Below are 18,053 nucleotides of genomic sequence, written 5' to 3'. Positions count from 1 at the left end.
CTATTTAAACATTGGGCTAACCTCCAGGTCCTTTGATCCGGCGGTGTATTTATAAAATCCTTCACCGGTCTTGATTCCCTTATACCCGGCAGTTACCATATTGACAAGCAAAGGACATGGCGCATATTTTGGATTGCCAAGACCTTCATACAGAACGTTCATGATGGAGAGGCAAACGTCCAGACCAATAAAATCTGCTAGCTGTAGTGGACCCATTGGGTGGGCCATACCCAGCTTCATGACCGTGTCTATTTCCTCTACGCCAGCCACACCCTCAAAAAGCGAAATGATCGCTTCATTGATCATGGGCATCAGGATGCGGTTGGCCACAAAGCCCGGGTAGTCGTTAACTTCAACCGGCACTTTATTTAACTTCACGGAAGCTGCCATCACTGTTTTGGTGGTTTCGTCAGAGGTAGCATAGCCTCTGATCACCTCTACCAGTTTCATCACAGGGACGGGATTCATAAAGTGCATGCCGATCACCTGTGCAGGCCTTTTTGTTTCTGCCGCAATTTTGGTAATAGAGATGGATGAGGTGTTTGAAGCCAGTATCGCTTTCTCCGGGGCGTTTGCATCAATGGTGTGGAATATCTTCTTCTTGATGTCAAAATTTTCTGTGGCAGCTTCCACTACCAGGTCAGCATTTTTTACGCCTTCTTCGATTTTGGTGAAGGTTGCTATGTTCTTGAGTGTGGCTTCCTTATCACTTTCGCTGATCAGTTCTTTTTTGATCTGTCGATCCAGGTTTTTGCCGATGGTAGCCAGGGCTTTTCCCAGTGCTTCAGGAGCAATGTCAATCAATGCTACCTGGTAACCATGCTGGGCAAAAACGTGAGCGATTCCATTGCCCATGGTGCCGGATCCTATTACGGAAATGTTGTTCATTTTGGGTTATGATTTGGGTTTATATAATATGATGCTTTGAAACGGCGACAAAGTTAAGAACCTGTCGGATATTTTTACATTATCAGGTTTGCTACTCCAATTTACTGCTTCAAAACCACCCCAAAGCTCAAGGGTTTTCTTTTTTGAGCTCAGGTTGTGAAGTACAAGTAGGGCATCGTCTTTAAACTTTCGGTAATATCCAAAGGTCCCGGAAGGCAGGTCATCTACTGCTGTGATTTTACCTTTTCTTAAAATCTCGTTTGACTTTCTGAAGTGGATGAGCCTTTTGTAATGATTGAAAATAGAATCTGTCCTGTGCTTCTGTTGATCCAGAGGGAGTGTTTTGTCGGGTGTGTTGTACGTGACCTCTCGCCAATTGGTTTGTTCCGGTACAGGGTCTGCGGACCATGGGAATGGTTCTCTGATCCGTTCGTCCGGTTTCTTTCCTCGCATCCCCAACTCTTCACCATAGTAGATGTACGGGTTTCCCGGAAAGGTGAGTAGGATGGAGGCCGCCAGTTTGGCTTTTCGGGAGCTGTTTTTGAGAAAAGACATCACCCTGTTTTGATCATGATTGGTCAGGAAAGGTGTATTGATAAAATCAGAATTAAATTTCTTAAACACTTTTTCACTTTCGTTGAAAAGCCTGACAGGATTACCCGTATTGTCCACTTTCCAATGATCTTTATAAATAGAGGCCGTAACAACCCTCCCTTTTTTGACCATCTCCATAATAGAATAGGCCAGGTCAAAATTGAAAAGTGCAGAGAAACCCTGAGTAAATGGAGCCTGTTCCTGAAGGTCGGCCCACACTTCACCCACGAGGTATACGTTTGGCTTTATAGCCTCCATTTTTGTTTTAAATTCCTTCCAGAATGCATGATTATCTACTGCACGATGATCAGGATAGATGTGTTTGGCTGCATCCAAACGAAATCCGTCAACACCTGTTTCCCTCAGCCAGAACTTTCCGATTTTGTAAACCTCTTCCCGAACTTTTGGGTTATCGAAATTGAGGTCCGGCATACCTCTCCAGAAAAAAGAAAAGTACAATTCATCCTGGCCTCTTACCTCATTCCACTGGTGGATATTGTCACTATCTCCAGTGGTTTCTTTCAGGAGATTGCCTTTCGATTTGATCTCTTCAGGTGTGGACCAGATAAAGTAATCGCGGTATTTGCTGTCAGGATTTAGGGCGCTGGTAAACCATGGGTGGAGTCGGGAGCAGTGGTTAATCACCAGGTCCATGATGACTTTTATACTACGCTGGTGAGCCTCACGAATTAAATTTTTGAAATCTACTAAAGAACCATAATCCGGATGAATATTATAGTAGTCGGTTACATCATATTTATGATAGGAGGGCGAAGGATTGATCGGCATTAGCCAGATAGCTTCTATGCCCAGATCAACAAGGTAATCCAGCTTCGAGGTTACTCCATTCAGGTCTCCAATGCCGTCACCATTAGAGTCAGCGAAAGACTGAACGAAGATCTCATAGGTAACGCCATTCAGCCATTTACTTGTGGCAGATTCTACTATCATTAAATTAGGTTACTGGAATCATTCCGACAGGAGGTTATATTGAATCCAGATGTAATAACCCGTAACTAAAGGTGCTTGATCTTTTCTTTTATTTCTGTGATTTCCTTATCGAGCTCAGAGAGAGAGAGGAAGCAACAAACGAATAAAAGTCAGTGCTTTCTTTATTTAATTCCTTCAGAGCTTCTTCAATGTTCTTTTGCCTTTCAAGGATAAATGAAAATTTTGCTTCATTCACATTTTGATGCTTTTCAAAGCGCTTTATAAGTTCTTTTATGGTGTCACTCATACCTAAATTTATATAAAACTCTGTTTGAAAATTGCACATATTTGAAATTTGGCACTTGATCATCAGACAACACAACATATTCTCAATAATTGTCCACACGCCTGCCGACAAAGGCAGGAACTCCATATAATTACTTTTCCCTGATTTTGGTTCACTCACATTGAAACCTCAAAGATCTGATAAGAAAGAGGACCGATCTGAAGGTTTACGATATTGGCTTTATCGGTTATGGTCACACTTTTAAAACTTTCATCGGTGACTGCAGCTTCTTCCACCTTTGTAAACGTGGCGCTTTTACTTTCCCATCCGATCTTATTCCAGAAATCTTCTGGTATCCTCAAATCGATCGCATCAAATTCTTCGGAGAAATTAACAGTGATCAGGAGCACCTGGTTTTCTGAATGCCGAAGAAAGGCATAGATCCGATCCGAGTATCCGATATAAGCTTCACTTCGGTTGAAGTAGTGCAGATCGTAAAAACCACCTTTACGGATAGCCTCATACCCGCTACAGGCATTCAGGATCTGACTGTAGGTATTTCTCAGGTTTTTCTGATCAACAGAAAGCTGACCGCCATCAAATTTCCCCTGATTTACCCATTTCACGTGCTCCGGAACTCCCCAGTAGTCGAAGATTGTGGTGCGTCCATCATCTCCTCCGAAACCTGACGCTCCCTTCCCGGGTTCGCCCACTTCTTGTCCGAAGTACATCATCACCGGTCCTGTGTGCATGAAAGCTGATACAGCCATCATCGGGATGCCCTTTTTCATATCTCCGGCAAAATCCGGTGAGGCAATTCGCTGCTCGTCATGGTTTTCCAGGAATCGAAGCATGTACTTACCAATGCCTTCCTGTCGTTGCCAGACTGTGGGTATGTCATCCGTAGATGCCTTGCCCTGAATTACATGCTTTAGCGTATCATACATCTCCACCTTGTCGTAGAGGTAGTCAAAACCGCCTTTGAAGATATAATTTCGGTAGGCATTTGGGTTGTAGATCTCTGCGATAAATACAATATCCGGATATTCATTTTTTACTTCATTGGTTACCCACTTCCAGAATTCCACGGGGACCATCTCTGCCATATCACATCGGAATCCATCTACATTTTTCTCTGCCCAGTAAAGCAAAATGTCTTTCATTTTTCGCCAGGTATCCGGAATGGAGTCAAAGTACTTTTTTCGGTCATCCAGGTAATCTACACCGTAGTTTAGTTTCACCGTCTCAAACCAATCGTAAATACCGGGAGTAGCGCTAAAAACATCGTTTCCGGTTGCTTTCGCAGGTGTTTCATCAAACATGCCATCTTTTGTCGGAAAGTCATACGGACCTAAAGAGTTATATCCTTCAGGAACCTGAAAGGATTCGCCAGGGAGGTAATAAAAGTTATTGTCTTCATGAAAGGCTGCAGACTTATCGTCATCCTCACCAAAATCAAAGATGCCATCAGGTTTTGCGTCCGAATGATAACCTCTGGCTACATGATTAGGTACAAAATCAATAATGACCTTTAGGCCTGAATCGTGCGTACGTTCTACTAACGCTTCAAATTCCTTCATGCGGTCTGGTACCGACTCGGCAAGGTCCGGGTTGATGTCATAATAATCTTTGATCGCATAAGGTGATCCGGCTCGTCCTTTTACTACATCTGCATCGTCTAATGCAATGCCGTACTCCATGTAGTCCGTAAGAACAGCATGCTCTATTACACCGGTGTACCAGACATGGGTATGACCCATTTTCCTGATTTCTTCTAATGCTTTTGGGGTAATGTCGTTGAATTTACCAACACCATTTTCTTCCATAGTGCCCCAGGGTTTATTTGTGGTGTTGGTGTTGCCAAACAGTCGGGTAAACATCTGGTAAATGACAAGCCGGTTATTCATAGACTCTTTAGCTTCGGGTGTAGAGGAGGTGTCTTTAGTTTGGGTAGTACAGCAGGAAAAGAAAACCCCGACCAAAATGATCAGGGTTAAAGCTTTTAGCGCTTTCATGTGTTTAAAGTTATCGATATCGTTTCACCTGCGAGGTGAAATTTAACCATGCTACTATATGTCTCAATAATTATCTCAGGCATGGCCTGTTTCATTACGCGTTTCGGTTGATATTATTTAGATCCTCAAAGGCTTGTTTCAGGCGGTGAACAAATTGCTTTTCACCTTCCCTCAACCAGGCTCTCGGATCATAGTGTTTCTTGTTAGGGATATCATCGCCATCCGGGTTACCGATCTGCTCTTGCAAGTATCCTTCTTTAGATTGGTAGTAATTTTTAACACCTTCCCAGAATGCCCATTGCATATCCGTATCAATGTTCATTTTGATCGCTCCATAAGAGATGGCCTCACGGATCTCTTCCTGGCTGGAACCTGAACCACCATGGAAAACAAAGTTTACCGGGTTTTTGCCGGTACCAAGTTTTTCCTGGATATATTCCTGAGAGTTTTTAAGGATCTTGGGAGTAAGCTTGACATTCCCCGGCTTATATACACCATGTACATTACCAAAGGCTGCAGCTACGGTAAAGTTCGGGCTGATCTTTATCAGCTCATCATAAGAGTAAGAAACTTCCTCAGGCTGAGTATAAAGTCTGGAGTTATCAATATCGGTATTGTCCACACCATCTTCTTCACCTCCGGTTACTCCAAGCTCAATTTCCAGGGTCATGCCCATTTTAGACATCCGTTCAAAATACCTGGTACAGGTAGCAATATTCTCTTCCAAAGGCTCTTCTGAGAGATCGATCATATGTGAGCTGAAAAGAGGGGCACCCGTTTTTTCGAAGTGCTTTTCATTTTCGTCTAATAATCCATCGATCCATGGAAGAAGTTTTCTGGCGGCATGATCTGTATGAAGGATCACTGGTATCCCATACTTTTCAGCCATAAGATGTACATGGTGTGCGCCTGATACCGCGCCAGCTACGGCAGCTTGCTGTCCGTCGTTACTTAATCCTTTGCCGGCAATAAACGCTGCACCACCATTTGAAAATTGAATAATTACAGGGGAGTTTACATCACGGGCAGTTTCTAAAACTGCGTTGATGGAATTGGTCCCGATTACATTGACCGCAGGTAGCGCAAAGCCATTTTCATTTGCATAGTTAAGAAGCTCCGTAGCTTCCTTTCCTGTAAGTACACCAGGTCTGAATTTCATAAGTACATTTTTTTGGTTGTTCCTAAAAGATACCCCAAATATAAACGGTTAAAATTATACCCTTCACCATGTTTTAAATTCTTATAATTTGAAGGTCAAATAAATGATAATTTCCTATTTTAACAGGCTGAAAAACGCCCTTTATTGGCGAATTTTCAGCTTTTTGTTGGATTTGGTTTCAAACAAACGTTTGTATTTCTCATGATACTAATGTTATGGTGAAACTGACCACAACATTTAGCCTGATGAATCATTGAAAATTAACCGAAAAATGAAAAAACCTGGCCTTTCCACAGCCCGGATCTGGAATATGAGTATGGGTTTTCTGGGGATACAGTTTGGTTTTGCTTTACAGAATGCAAATGCCAGTCGTATCCTCCAGAATTTTGGTGCTGATGTGGAGCATCTTTCCTGGTTTTGGTTGGCTGCCCCGGTCACAGGCCTGGTAGTGCAGCCGATTGTCGGGCACTACAGCGACAGAACCTGGAATCGTCTGGGCCGACGCAGACCTTATTTTCTTGTGGGAGCTATCCTGGCTTCCATAGCTTTGTGCCTCATGCCTAATAGCGGAGCACTCACATCCCTAATACCTCCCATGTTTGTGGGAGCGGGAATGCTGATGATCATGGATGCTTCCATCAATATTTCCATGGAACCTTTCAGAGCTCTGGTAGGTGATATGCTGCCATCGGAGCAACGTACCCAGGGTTTTTCTGTTCAGGCAGTGTTGATCGGTGTTGGCGCGGTAGTGGGGTCATTTCTGCCATATATACTGGCTGAATGGGTTGGGGTGGCTAAAACCGCACCTCCCGGAGAGGTACCGGATAATGTCATTTTTAGCTTCTACTTTGGTGCAGTTGTATTTATGTCCACAATTATCTGGACCATCTCAAAAACACGAGAGTATCCACCTGATGAGTATGCAAAATACAATGGAGGTGAGGAATCCGACGAGGGAGGAAACCTGCTGGATATTTTCAGGGATTTTGCAGCTATGCCTAAAACCATGAAACAGCTTGGGGCCGTTCAGTTTTTTTCCTGGTTTGCGCTGTTTTCTATGTGGGTGTTTGCTACTCCGGCAATAGCTCAGCATGTGTTTGGCACTGAGGTAGGGGACTCTCAATCCGTAGCCTTCAACAATGGAGCCAACTGGGTTGGGGTTATGTTTACAGTCTACAATGCTGTTTCGGCCGTTTTTGCGTTGGCTCTTCCGGCTATTGCTGCCAGGGTTGGCAGGAAAAGGACACATGCTATTGCACTAGCTTGTGGGGGTGTAGGGTTGCTATCCATTTATTTCTTTCCTACTCAGCCATTGACCCTGATTTCTATGGTCTTGGTTGGCCTTGCCTGGGCCAGCATATTATCCATGCCTTATGCTATTCTGGCCGGGGCAATACCCGGAGGCAAAATGGGCATTTACATGGGGATCTTTAATTTTTTCATTGTCATACCACAGATCATAAACGGACTGATCGGTGGACCTATAATTAAACGAATTTTTGAATCGCAAGCCATCTTCGCTCTGGTGATTGCGGGAGTTTGCTTACTGATAGCTGCTGCCTCAGTCAGTTTTGTAGATGATAAGGATGAGGTGGTAGAAATTTAATCAGCTATTTATGAAGTTAAAATTTGTAATAGACTACAGAACCCAGTGGGGACAGCAGCTATATATATGTGGGAGCGCGAAAGAGCTTGGTGCACATAATGAGAAAAAGGCTCTGCAAATGCATCCTACTTCCGGAGATCAGTGGGAAGCTGAAGTTGACATTGCTAAAGTTGATGGGCTAACGTACAGGTATTTTCTTAGGGATGAAAATACGGGGTGGGTTAGTCGTGAATTTGGTGATGTTCGCTCGCTTATCATAGATCCGGGATTTGATAAGACACATATTCGCGATTACTGGAGGCCGGAGGGTGCTCATGAAAACCCTCTCTATACATCACCATTTGCAAAGGCCTTTTTTCATCGGGATAAACCGGAACCTCAAATCATCTCCTACAATGAAAAGTCAAATTATATCCGGCTGCAGATCAGGGCTCCCAGGATAGGGCAAGATTACCAGATGGCGGTGGTTGGGAGCAGTGAAGCTCTTGGCCGGTGGGATGAGAAAAAAGCCGTGATGATGAGTGATGTAAATTTTCCTGTCTGGAAGGTGGACATCCCGATCAAAGCTGCGTCAGTTCCTTTTGAATACAAGTATGTGATATACAGTCATAAGGAAAAAAGGGTAGTAACGTGGGAGCGTGGAGACAACCGGTATTTTCCGCTCTATGAGCTGAAGGATAAGAAGAAATTTGTAATCCGGACAGATGAGTTTTTCAATTACCCGGTTGGAAACTGGAAGTGCGCCGGAGTGGCTATTCCGGTGTTTTCCCTTCGGTCAAAAAAATCAAGTGGAGTAGGAGAGTTTACAGACATTAAGCTCATGGTAGACTGGTCTGTGAAGACCGGGATGAAGACGGTACAGGTGCTGCCCGTAAATGATACGATAGCCACACATACCTGGGTAGATTCTTATCCTTACGCAGCGATATCTGTAGATGCTTTACATCCGGTCTATGCGGATCTTGCAGCCATTGGCCCACTGAAAGACAAGGAAGCCCAAAAACGAATAGATACTGTACGAAAAAAGCTAAATGCTCTGCCGGAAGTGGATTATGAGGAGGTCATGAAGCTGAAGTCTGAGTTTTTCAAGCTGAGCTATGAGGAGAATAAAGGTGATTTCCTGAAAAGTAAAGCCTTTAAAGCCTTTCTAAATGCCAATGAACATTGGTTGTTTGACTATGCTGCCTACAGCTATTTGCGGGATAAGTATAAGACTCCTGATTTTAGTCAGTGGGGAGAATATGCTTCCATGACAGATCAGCAGCTAGCAGCATTTGTTTCTCCTCAGCAGAAGCACTATGATGACATTGCGATTCATTACTACATTCAGTTTCATTTGGATAAACAGCTGAGAGAGGCTTCCGAATATGCCCGGGCACACGGAGTGGTGCTGAAAGGAGACATTCCCATAGGGATCTATCGTTATTCAGTGGAAGCCTGGAGGCTTCCGCATCTGTTTAATATGGACTGCCAGTCGGGGGCGCCACCTGATGACTTCTCTGTCACTGGTCAAAACTGGGGGTTTCCTACTTACAACTGGGAGGAAATGGCTAAAGATGGCTTTGAGTGGTGGAAAGACAGGCTGGTGAAGATGTCAGAATACTTTGATGTATTTAGGATCGATCATATTCTTGGTTTTTTCCGGATATGGGAAATACCGATGGATGCAGTGGAAGGCCTGTTGGGTCGGTTTAATCCGGCATTACCATTTCACATAAGTGAGTTTGAGCAGCGTGATTTGCTTTTTGACCGGGACAGGTTCTGCAAGCCATACATCAGGGCTCATATGATCTATGACCTCTTTGGGAACTATGCGGATATGGTTTTTAAGGAATACCTGCATGAATATGAGGATGGATGCTTCCGGTTTAAAGCAGGATATGACACTCAGCGAAAGCTGAAAGATCATTTTGACTTACTGATAGCCAAAGATCCGGAAGATAAGGATTTTAATAATTGGATGCGATTCAATTTGTACCAGTTACATAGTGAGGTTTTGTTTCTTGAGGCGCCCCAACCTAATGGTACTTATTATAATCCAAGGATTGGTTTTCACAGCACCTACTCCTTTATGGAACTTGACGAGCATACCAGGCAGAAGCTGGACGATATGTATATTCATTATTTCTACAAGCGTCACAACGGATTTTGGAGGGACAGTGCGATGAAAAAGCTTCCTGTGTTGAAAGCAGCAACAGACATGTTGATTTGTGGAGAGGACCTGGGGATGGTACCTGCAAGTGTGCCTGGTGTCATGAATGAGCTTCAAATCCTCAGCCTGGCGATTCAGCGCATGCCAAATGATGATCGTGAGTTCTGGCATCCGGCAGATACTCCATACATGAGTGTAACCAGCACGGGGAGCCATGATATGTCTACGCTTCGCGAGTGGTGGCAGGAAGATATGGAGCAGTCTCAGCGTTTTTATAATCAAATTATGGGACATGAAGGAGTTGTACCTAATTTCTGTGAACCATGGGTAGCTACGGAGATCATCAATCAGCACCTGCATTCACCAAGTATGCTTGCCATTTTTCCAATTCAGGACCTGGTAGCTATGGATGGTCAGCTCAGGAGGCTGGTCCCGGAGGAAGAGCGAATCAATGTGCCGGCGAATCCACAACACTATTGGAAATACCGTTTTCATATCGATCTGGAGGACTTGCTTGAAGAAGAGGGGTTTAATGGTTTTTTGAGAGAGCTGGTAGATAAAGGTGGGAGAAGTGCGGATTATTAGATTGGTGGATTGGTGATTAGTGGATTGGTGATTAGTGAATTGGTTGATTGGTGATTGGTTGATTGGTGATTGGTGGATTGGTGATTGGTGGATTGGTGAATTAGTGAATTAGTGATTAGTGATTGGTGATTTGTTGAGATGCAACTATCACCTTTTCACTACAGGCACGGTCCTGTCAAAATGCACCAAAAGCCAATTCCAGATCTCTTTGGGACGGTAGGATTTTTGGATGTCAGGCCAGTACTCGTGTAGCCGGATCAGCACCTCGTCATATTGCTCACTGTTGATCTTATAAAGGTTACATAGCTTTTCTCGTATAGTATCCTGAGCTATGTATTTTTGGTAAGAGATGGTTTCACGCGTTTCTTCGTAAGCTTCAGCAGCTTTGCGTTTTTCACGCTCGTCTTTACTGAAGTAGGTTATCGGACCCTCTATGGTGACTCCACCGCCGGGAATTCCGCCTACACCAGGGCTTGTGCCTGGTCTTACATCTCCTGCTTTTATCGGTTCACCGGGATTTACAATGGAGACTCCGGGGATAATGATCGGTTCTCCTTTGATGTTCAAAGGGACTTTGTAATACTTATCTGCATAGATGGTGATGGAGGGCAGCATTAATGAGTCTTCGGTAAGGGTGATTTTAAGGTAGTTGGCCAGGTGAATGGATTTCACTATCAGTTCAAATGTCTGATAACCTACATAGGAAAATCTGATGGTATCATCTTTACGGGCCAGCAATTCAAACCGGCCCTGCATATCTGCTACCTTTCCTGAGTTTAGCGTCTTATTGTAAACATGGCAAAACCCTACGTCATCTCCGTCTTCGTTGATGACTTTCCCTTTCACATTATGTTGTCCAAGAGCAACTGATGTAGTGAAACAAAAAAGGGCTATCGAGATTAATTTCTTCACTGACTCAAAGAAACGAAGGAAATGATGGAATCATTCATCACCGATTCTTTTTTAACAAATATTAAGGGAAACTGCTTCGTAAAATTTATCTTCAATCAGAAAAATGACCAGGCTTTATGATCCATTCTAAATTTTTCGAGGAGAATCCTTCTTTATACGCTTTCGTGCCTATCCTGTATATGGTGTGGGCAGACGCCATTCTCACTCCCAGTGAGTTATTAAATATCAGAGAGCTTATCAATAAACAGGCATGGTTGAGTGAAAAGGAACGAGCATTCCTGCTGGGAAATCTGGACCCAAAATCACCTCCTGCACCCGATGAGCTTAAGGGCTGGCTTAATGCTATCCGGCAATTCTCCGGTGAAATGACGGAGGAGATGAAGAAGAGCCTTGTGGGTATGGGAATAAAGCTGGCACAGATCAATGCAAGAAATCAGGACCCGGAAACCCTGGAGAAAGCCAGGGCTCCTCTGACCGATATTGAAGAAGCTCTCGGTGTGATTTCGTCCGAAGCAGCATCTCATTTGCGGTCCGCAACCCGAAAGACTTTAATCGAGGACCAGGTTACTCCCAGTTCTTTCGATCCCAGGGTTTTGGGGGATGTCCTGGATGGAGAATACAAGCCAACATACGAGAGGGTCAGGAAAATACTGTCCGATAAAACTTTTGAGTACCTGGACACAGACAACCTTTCTGTTTACAGGGAGCATGTCCTCCAATGGTGTAAGCATTTGGCTGAGCAGGGGTTTGGTGCGACGGCTTATCCTGAAGAATATGGTGGTGAAGGTGATATGGGTAAGTATTTTGCGATCATGGAAGGACTTTCGTACCATGACCTGAGCACTGTGATCAAGTTTGGGGTACAGTTTGGGCTGTGGGGGATGAGTGTCTATTTTTTGGGTACCGAAAAGCACCACAAAAAGTACCTGAAGGCTATTGGCTCTTTGAGATTGCCCGGATGTTTTGCTATGACTGAGACAGGTCATGGTAGTAATGTAAAAAGACTTGAAACTACTGCCACTTATGACCATAATAAGAAAGAATTTGTGATCCACTCGCCAAATGAGCAGGCAGGAAAGGAATACATTGGGAACGCTGCTCTGCATGGCCGGATGGCTACAGTATTTGCAAAACTCATTATCGGTGATACGGATTACGGGGTAAATGCTTTCATCGTACCGTTGAGGGATGAAAGTGGTGCCACGCTACCGGGTATTACCATTAAAGACTGTGGAAGAAAGATGGGGCTGAATGGTGTAGATAATGGACGCATTTGGTTTGATCAGGTGCGTATCCCGAAAGAAAATATGCTTGACCGGTATGCATTTGTAGATGAAGAAGGAACCTTTCAAAGTCCGATCACCAGTGACAATCGTCGGTTCTTCACTATGCTGGGAACCCTTGTGGGAGGCCGTATAGGCATACCCAGATCGGGATTGAGTGCTATGAAGTCGGGATTAGCGATTACGATTAAGTATAGCGATAAGAGGAGACAGTTTGGTCCGGAAAATGGGAGCGAGGTACCTATCCTGAATTACCGTACCCACCAGCGCAGACTGATGCCTCATCTGTCCACAACCTATGCGAACCACTTTGCTTTGCAATACCTGACCAACAGGTTTCTGAACCGGTCAGAAGAAGATGCCCAGGAAATAGAGGCTCTGGCCGCAGGGTTAAAGGCTTTTTGTACCTGGGAAACTACCAGGGCACTGCAGGAGTGCAGGGAAGCCCTGGGTGGGAAAGGCTACCTGTCGGAAAATCGTATCGATCGGCTGAAAAATGATACGGACGTGTATACTACTTTTGAAGGGGACAACACTGTCCTGATGCAGCTGGTGGCAAAAAGCAGATTGTCAGAGTTTAGAAAGGAGTTTGCAGATATCAGCTTTTTTGGTATGCTAAGCTTTGTAGCCGAGCAGGCCAAAACTTCGTTGACCGAAATGAACCCAATTACTGTTCGAAATACAGATAAGGATCACCTTTTGGATTTTGAATTTCACTTGAGTGCCTTTCAATATAGAGAGCGGGACATTCTCACTTCTGCAGCGCGCCGCATTAAAAAACACATCGATGAAGGGATGGACTCATTTGATGCTTTTAATCAGACTCAGTTTCACATGTTGAATGTGGGGTTTGCTTATGTGGAACGGGTGATACTGGAGCAGTTTATTGAGCAGGTAGAGCGTACTAAAGATAAAGACTGCAAAGCTATACTTACAAAACTATGCCAGCTTTTCGCATTGTCACAGATCGAAAAGAACAAAGGATGGTACCTGGAGCACGGATATATGGAAGGCGTTAAGACCAAAGCAATCAGAAAGCAGGTAAACCAGCTATGCTGGGAAATCCGGCAGGAGGCTGTACCCCTGGTAGAAGCTTTTAGAATACCGGATAGTTGCCTGGCCGCCCCTATTGCTGTGGAGTCGTAGTTCCGGTTCCATCTTTTTTAAAAATGACAGGGTCTTTAAAACTTTGGTACGCTATTTGGTAGTGCTAACCATTATTTATCAACGTCTAAAACATATGAAAAAACTGACCCTTTGTTTGGGAGTGTTTATGGTGAGCATTTCCGCCTTTGCTCAAAATGAAGAAAGCAACATTCCACTTCCTGAGAAGATCATCAAAATGAACCCCTGGGAGTTTATTGACAATACCTTTTTTCTGGAAATAGAAGATTTTAATGCGGACCAGGATGAAAGCTGGAATATTGGAATGGGTTTTAAAACCGGATATGACTGGTATGGTGATGAGGAGATCGGTGGAAAGCTGGAGCTGTCAAAGCGATTTTACCTGAAAGGCATGGAAGTCCATTACCCTAAAAAAGATAATGCACCACACGTCCTTGGAGTATTTGTCGGGTTTTTCGCCAGAGGAGTTTATACTTTTAAAGATCAGGAGGACGAGTTTTGGGTGGATAGCAGCCAGTCTTACCAGACAGAAACCAATGAGCGGACTGTTGTGTCCGTTTTTCCGGGAGTACAACTGGGTGTCACTCGCACGTTCTGGGATATCCTTTATTTAGAGGGATACATAGGTGGTGGCGTCCGTTATGCTTTTTATGAAGACTCCAACCCCAATTTTGGAAGCGATGACTTTTACAATGATGGCTATTTTGACGTGTCTGATGCTGAGTATCGCGGAGTAGCTCCAAACATAGGGATGAAGATCGGGGTTGCCTTTTAAGCCACCCGATTGTTTATCAGGCCGCTTATAACATTCTGGTATTATTTCATTGAAAAGGCGTTTCTTTATTGAGATGCCTTTTTTACTTTATAGTTGAATGAAACAAATATTTATTTTCTTCGCAGTAGTAATTTTCTCGTACTCTTTATTTGGTCAGGACCTGCTTACAATGAGTTATGAGGTGGATGTGACCCAAAATCTTGATACTTTTCGCGTATCTCTTTCTTTGGACAAGAAACCTGACCGGGCAGACACGCTTTTTCAGTTTGCCGCTACAGCGCCAGGCACCTATCAGACCATGAATATTGGCCGGTTTATTAGTGACTTTAAAGCTTTAGATAAGAAAGGTAATCAACTGCCTCACAGGCGTCAGGGCACCAACCGGTTTGTTTTGGAATCCCCTAAAGATGTAGTGCAAATTACATACAAGGTTGCTGAGACATTTGATACCAGAGTCAACGGATACCCGATCTATCTGATGTGCGGCTCTTCTATTGAAGCAGACCATACATTAATCAATGCCCATACCATACTTGGTTATTTTTCGAATAAACAGAAAACACCTTTTCGTATAAAAATAGTAGGAGAAGAGGGCTGGTCCTCCGGGACGGCATTGTCTCTGAATGAGGACGGTTATTACCATGCTGAAAGTTTTGATCATCTTGTGGATTCTCCGATTTTGATGGGCAATCTTACTTATGCTGATACGACCATTTCAGATACTCAGGTAGCGGTTTACACCTATTCAAAGAAGGGTAAAATGAAATCAGCTGATTTGCTGAAGGATATGGGGGATATGCTGGATGCAGCCCGGCAGTTTCTGGTAGACCTTCCGGTAGATCGATATACATTCCTCTACTTTTTTGAGCCGGGAATCAGGGGACGCACTGGCGCCTGGGAGCATTCTTATAGCTCTGAATATGTCCTTCCTGAGCAGGAGCCCACACCCGAACATATGGCAAAAGTCATTGACATTGCTTCTCATGAGTTTTTTCATATTGTGACACCTCTCAATATACACAGTGAGATTATTGAATCTTTCAACTTCGTGGAGCCGACTCCTTCCGTGCACTTATGGATGTATGAAGGGGTGACGGAGTGGGCTTCCAATATCTTGCTTTATCGAGGAGGGGTGGTGGATCTCAATGAATACCTGGAGAAGTCCATCGCGGATAAGATCCTGATTGATGAAAAATATTTTGACGCTGCCTGGAGCCTTAAAAAGCTATCTGATGAATCTTTTAAAGGTGGTGCCGGAACCCAGCAGTATGGCAATATCTATTATAGGGGTTCATTGGTTGCAGGGTTACTGGATATCAGGCTGCTGGAGTTGTCTGACGGAAAATATGGACTAAGAGAGCTTATACTTGATCTCATACAAAAATATGGTAAAGGAAGACCCGTTTCTGAAGCAACATTCTTTGATGATATCGCTGAAATGACCTATCCTGAAATCAGAGAGTTTTTTGACCAATACGTTTTGGCTGCCCAAAAGCTTCCTTATGAATCGTATTTCAGTAAGATTGGTTTGAGGTTTGCCCGGACGGAAAGCGGGGTGCCTGTGGTAACTAAAATGAAGGAATTGTCTCTTGAACAAAAAAGGCTCTTTGATGCATGGAGTGAAAATATGCCCCGGTAGGTTTACTGCTCAACAGGTATTTGATTCGATTTACCGAGATTGTTTGTTAGTCTGACTTTTTATCATTGATCAGAATTGTTTTAGTTTGTTACTTTCCATTTGAAAATGACTTAGTCATTCCTTTTTAGCCAGCACTTTCCTTAAATCTACACCTGGGTATTCCAGGTGATTGGTGTATAGAAATGAAGAGAATTGTGAAAAATAATCCACCAATGAAGTGGAGTGGGAGATCTGTATTCTCAGGTCTTTTGGCATTTCTGGTATTACTTCTGGCAGGTACCTATGTTACTTTTCTTAGCTATACTGTAGCCCGGGAGAGTAAGAAGAAGGAGATGTTCAACATCATGAGTTTTGTGGAGCGTAATATTGACCAGATGCTTAAGCAAAGCTACTCCGCTACTCTCACCATGGCTTTAACCATAAGTGACGAAGGTGTTCCACAAAAATTTGATTCGGTAGCGGCTCAGCTGCTGAGGTCTAATGCCTATATAGACGCAGTGCAATTGGTTCCTGACGGTGTTATTAAATACGTATATCCGCTGGAGGGTAATGAACCCGCTCTAAACTATGATATTTTGGACGACTCCACACCTAACAGGGAGGCTTACATGGCTATCGATACCAAGCAGATGTATTTTGCCGGGCCTATAAAGCTAAAACAGGGGGGAGTGGCTGTAATTGGCAGAATGCCTGTTTTTATTCAAAATCAATTTTGGGGTTTTTCAGCCGTGATTATAAAAATTGACAGGCTGTTAAGCAATTCGGGTATTCCCGAAGTAAATGACGAGAACTACCATTTCCAGTTTTCAAAGGTTAATGTCAATACCGGTGAAGAAGAGTATTTTCTTCCGTTGGATAAAGAAATGAACCTCGAGGATTCCGCAGTAATAACTTTTCCGGAAGGTGATTGGAAATTGTACATTTCAACAAAAGACCAGGGAGAGTTGCTGCGATCTCTGTTGCCCCTGGCTTTGATCTGTTTTGTTCTGGCTATTGTCGGTGTTTTTTTTGTTTTTGAGCTTGTCAACAGGCCTATTATACTTAAGAGAGAGCTTAGAGACAGGTCCAGAGAGCTGATCAAAAGTGAGCGTAAGTTCAGAACGTTTTTTGAGCAGGCTACCATCGGGGTAGCTCATGTGGAAAGTAAAACCGGGAAATTCCTTGAAGTAAATGACCGGTACGGTAAACTATTGGGATACAACAATGAAGAACTTATTGGGAAAACATACCGGGACATTGCTGATAAAGATGACCTTCGGGAGTCCGATAAAAATATGCAAAAACTTCTGAAAGGGCAGATCAGGGAGTTTAGTATGGAGAAGCGATGCATTCAGAAAAACGGGAAACCTGTGTGGGTAAACGTTACTGTTTCGCCTATGTGGAAAGAAAATGAAGAGCCAACGACCCATATCGCTGTAGTAGAAGATATCACAGAGCGAAAGAACTTTCAGCAATTGATACTGGAAAGCTCTATTCAGGCACAGGAAAAAGAAAAGAACCGCATTGCTAAAGAACTTCATGATGGAATCGTACAGGAATTAGTAGCCTGTGGTATCCAGTGCGAAAACCTGAACAATATGTTTACCGCGGAGGGGGAAGTAAAGAAACGGCTGGATCAGCTGACTCAGCTAATAAAGAAGATCACCAATGATACCAGGAGTATATCTCATAACCTTTTATCTGCAGATATGAATGAAATGTCTTTGGATGAGCTAATAGACCGGTTAGAGCATCAGTTCAGGAGTATTTCATCTGTTGATCTAAAGATACAATCCCACCTGGAGGAAGACCTTCCTATCCCTAAAGAGGTAAAGATTAACCTGTATCGCGCCATACAAGAGTTGCTGACTAATATTTTAAAACACGCCAGGGCTACCTTTGCCAGCGTGATCATTGAAATGATCGGTAAGGAGATCCATGTTACCGTGAGGGATAATGGAATTGGTCTTAAGGATCCTTCCAGGATGGAAAAAGGCATTGGGTTGTACAATGTGAAGAACCGGATTTATAAACTTGGGGGCAATGTGGAATACAGACAGCCGGCTAACGGAGGGCTGGAGGTAAGTTTTAATGTTCCCTTATACGGGTAAATCACTCAGAAAAG

12 protein-coding genes are annotated in these 18,053 nt (G+C 43.7%); 6 read left to right on the top strand and 6 right to left on the bottom strand.

Annotation, left to right across the window (positions count from 1 at the left end; genetic code table 11):
• From AC3E9V_RS15130 to fbaA, 5 genes are all read right to left on the bottom strand, one after another.
• Positions 1-888 (bottom strand): 3-hydroxyacyl-CoA dehydrogenase family protein, encoded by an 888-nt coding sequence (locus tag AC3E9V_RS15130; protein ID WP_488748972.1) that lies wholly within the window; start codon positions 886-888, stop codon positions 1-3.
• Between the two features lie 6 nt (positions 889-894).
• Positions 895-2,433 carry an alpha-amylase family glycosyl hydrolase gene (locus AC3E9V_RS15125; RefSeq protein WP_488748971.1) on the bottom strand — a complete coding sequence of 513 codons (1,539 nt, stop codon included), beginning with the start codon at positions 2,431-2,433 and terminating at the stop codon, positions 895-897.
• 88 nt (positions 2,434-2,521) lie between these two features.
• Complete coding sequence (locus AC3E9V_RS15120; protein WP_488748970.1) at positions 2,522-2,719, bottom strand: hypothetical protein; 198 nt, start codon at positions 2,717-2,719, stop codon at positions 2,522-2,524.
• Between the two features lie 155 nt (positions 2,720-2,874).
• Positions 2,875-4,713: an alpha-amylase family protein gene (locus AC3E9V_RS15115; RefSeq protein WP_488748969.1), complete on the bottom strand. Its 1,839-nt coding sequence runs from the start codon at positions 4,711-4,713 to the stop codon at positions 2,875-2,877.
• Between the two features lie 94 nt (positions 4,714-4,807).
• The gene (gene fbaA / locus AC3E9V_RS15110; RefSeq protein ID WP_488748968.1) at positions 4,808-5,872 is read right to left on the bottom strand and encodes a class II fructose-bisphosphate aldolase; all 1,065 of its coding nucleotides are present in this window, start codon (positions 5,870-5,872) and stop codon (positions 4,808-4,810) included.
• A 271-nt stretch (positions 5,873-6,143) separates the two neighbouring features.
• Between fbaA and AC3E9V_RS15105 the strand changes: the two genes are divergently transcribed.
• Positions 6,144-7,478: an MFS transporter gene (locus tag AC3E9V_RS15105; RefSeq protein ID WP_488748967.1), complete on the top strand. Its 1,335-nt coding sequence runs from the start codon at positions 6,144-6,146 to the stop codon at positions 7,476-7,478.
• A gap of 10 nt (positions 7,479-7,488) precedes the next feature.
• Positions 7,489-10,215 carry a 4-alpha-glucanotransferase gene (locus AC3E9V_RS15100; protein WP_488748966.1) on the top strand — a complete coding sequence of 909 codons (2,727 nt, stop codon included), beginning with the start codon at positions 7,489-7,491 and terminating at the stop codon, positions 10,213-10,215.
• 147 nt (positions 10,216-10,362) lie between these two features.
• On the opposite strand, the gene AC3E9V_RS15095 is transcribed toward AC3E9V_RS15100, so the two are convergent.
• On the bottom strand, positions 10,363-11,127 hold the full coding sequence (locus tag AC3E9V_RS15095; protein ID WP_488748965.1) for a carboxypeptidase-like regulatory domain-containing protein: 765 nt from the start codon (positions 11,125-11,127) through the stop codon (positions 10,363-10,365).
• 116 nt (positions 11,128-11,243) lie between these two features.
• On the opposite strand from AC3E9V_RS15095, the gene AC3E9V_RS15090 reads away from it, so the two are divergent.
• From AC3E9V_RS15090 to AC3E9V_RS15075, 4 genes are all read left to right on the top strand, one after another.
• Complete coding sequence (locus tag AC3E9V_RS15090) at positions 11,244-13,556, top strand: acyl-CoA dehydrogenase family protein (protein ID WP_488748964.1); 2,313 nt, start codon at positions 11,244-11,246, stop codon at positions 13,554-13,556.
• 94 nt (positions 13,557-13,650) lie between these two features.
• Positions 13,651-14,310 carry a hypothetical protein gene (locus AC3E9V_RS15085; RefSeq protein WP_488748963.1) on the top strand — a complete coding sequence of 220 codons (660 nt, stop codon included), beginning with the start codon at positions 13,651-13,653 and terminating at the stop codon, positions 14,308-14,310.
• Positions 14,311-14,407: 97 nt separating this feature from the next.
• Complete coding sequence (locus AC3E9V_RS15080) at positions 14,408-15,949, top strand: M61 family metallopeptidase (RefSeq protein ID WP_488748962.1); 1,542 nt, start codon at positions 14,408-14,410, stop codon at positions 15,947-15,949.
• A 182-nt stretch (positions 15,950-16,131) separates the two neighbouring features.
• Positions 16,132-18,039: a PAS domain S-box protein gene (locus AC3E9V_RS15075; RefSeq protein WP_488748961.1), complete on the top strand. Its 1,908-nt coding sequence runs from the start codon at positions 16,132-16,134 to the stop codon at positions 18,037-18,039.
• Positions 18,040-18,053 lie beyond the last annotated feature (14 nt).

The sequence above is a fragment of the Marinoscillum sp. HNIBRBA16962 genome (assembly GCF_057801515.1).
Note: the sequence above shows the minus strand (reverse complement) of the source record. Positions and strands in the feature narration are given on the sequence as shown.

Coding starts and splice junctions, on each gene's coding strand:
- AC3E9V_RS15105 (WP_488748967.1), top strand. CDS start 6,144: ATGAAAAAACCTGGCCTTTCCACAGCCCGGATCTGGAATATGAGTATG.
- AC3E9V_RS15125 (WP_488748971.1), bottom strand. CDS start 2,433: ATGATAGTAGAATCTGCCACAAGTAAATGGCTGAATGGCGTTACCTAT.
- AC3E9V_RS15075 (WP_488748961.1), top strand. CDS start 16,132: ATGAAGAGAATTGTGAAAAATAATCCACCAATGAAGTGGAGTGGGAGA.
- AC3E9V_RS15080 (WP_488748962.1), top strand. CDS start 14,408: ATGAAACAAATATTTATTTTCTTCGCAGTAGTAATTTTCTCGTACTCT.
- AC3E9V_RS15130 (WP_488748972.1), bottom strand. CDS start 888: ATGAACAACATTTCCGTAATAGGATCCGGCACCATGGGCAATGGAATC.
- AC3E9V_RS15090 (WP_488748964.1), top strand. CDS start 11,244: ATGATCCATTCTAAATTTTTCGAGGAGAATCCTTCTTTATACGCTTTC.
- AC3E9V_RS15115 (WP_488748969.1), bottom strand. CDS start 4,713: ATGAAAGCGCTAAAAGCTTTAACCCTGATCATTTTGGTCGGGGTTTTC.
- AC3E9V_RS15120 (WP_488748970.1), bottom strand. CDS start 2,719: ATGAGTGACACCATAAAAGAACTTATAAAGCGCTTTGAAAAGCATCAA.
- AC3E9V_RS15085 (WP_488748963.1), top strand. CDS start 13,651: ATGAAAAAACTGACCCTTTGTTTGGGAGTGTTTATGGTGAGCATTTCC.
- fbaA (WP_488748968.1), bottom strand. CDS start 5,872: ATGAAATTCAGACCTGGTGTACTTACAGGAAAGGAAGCTACGGAGCTT.
- AC3E9V_RS15100 (WP_488748966.1), top strand. CDS start 7,489: ATGAAGTTAAAATTTGTAATAGACTACAGAACCCAGTGGGGACAGCAG.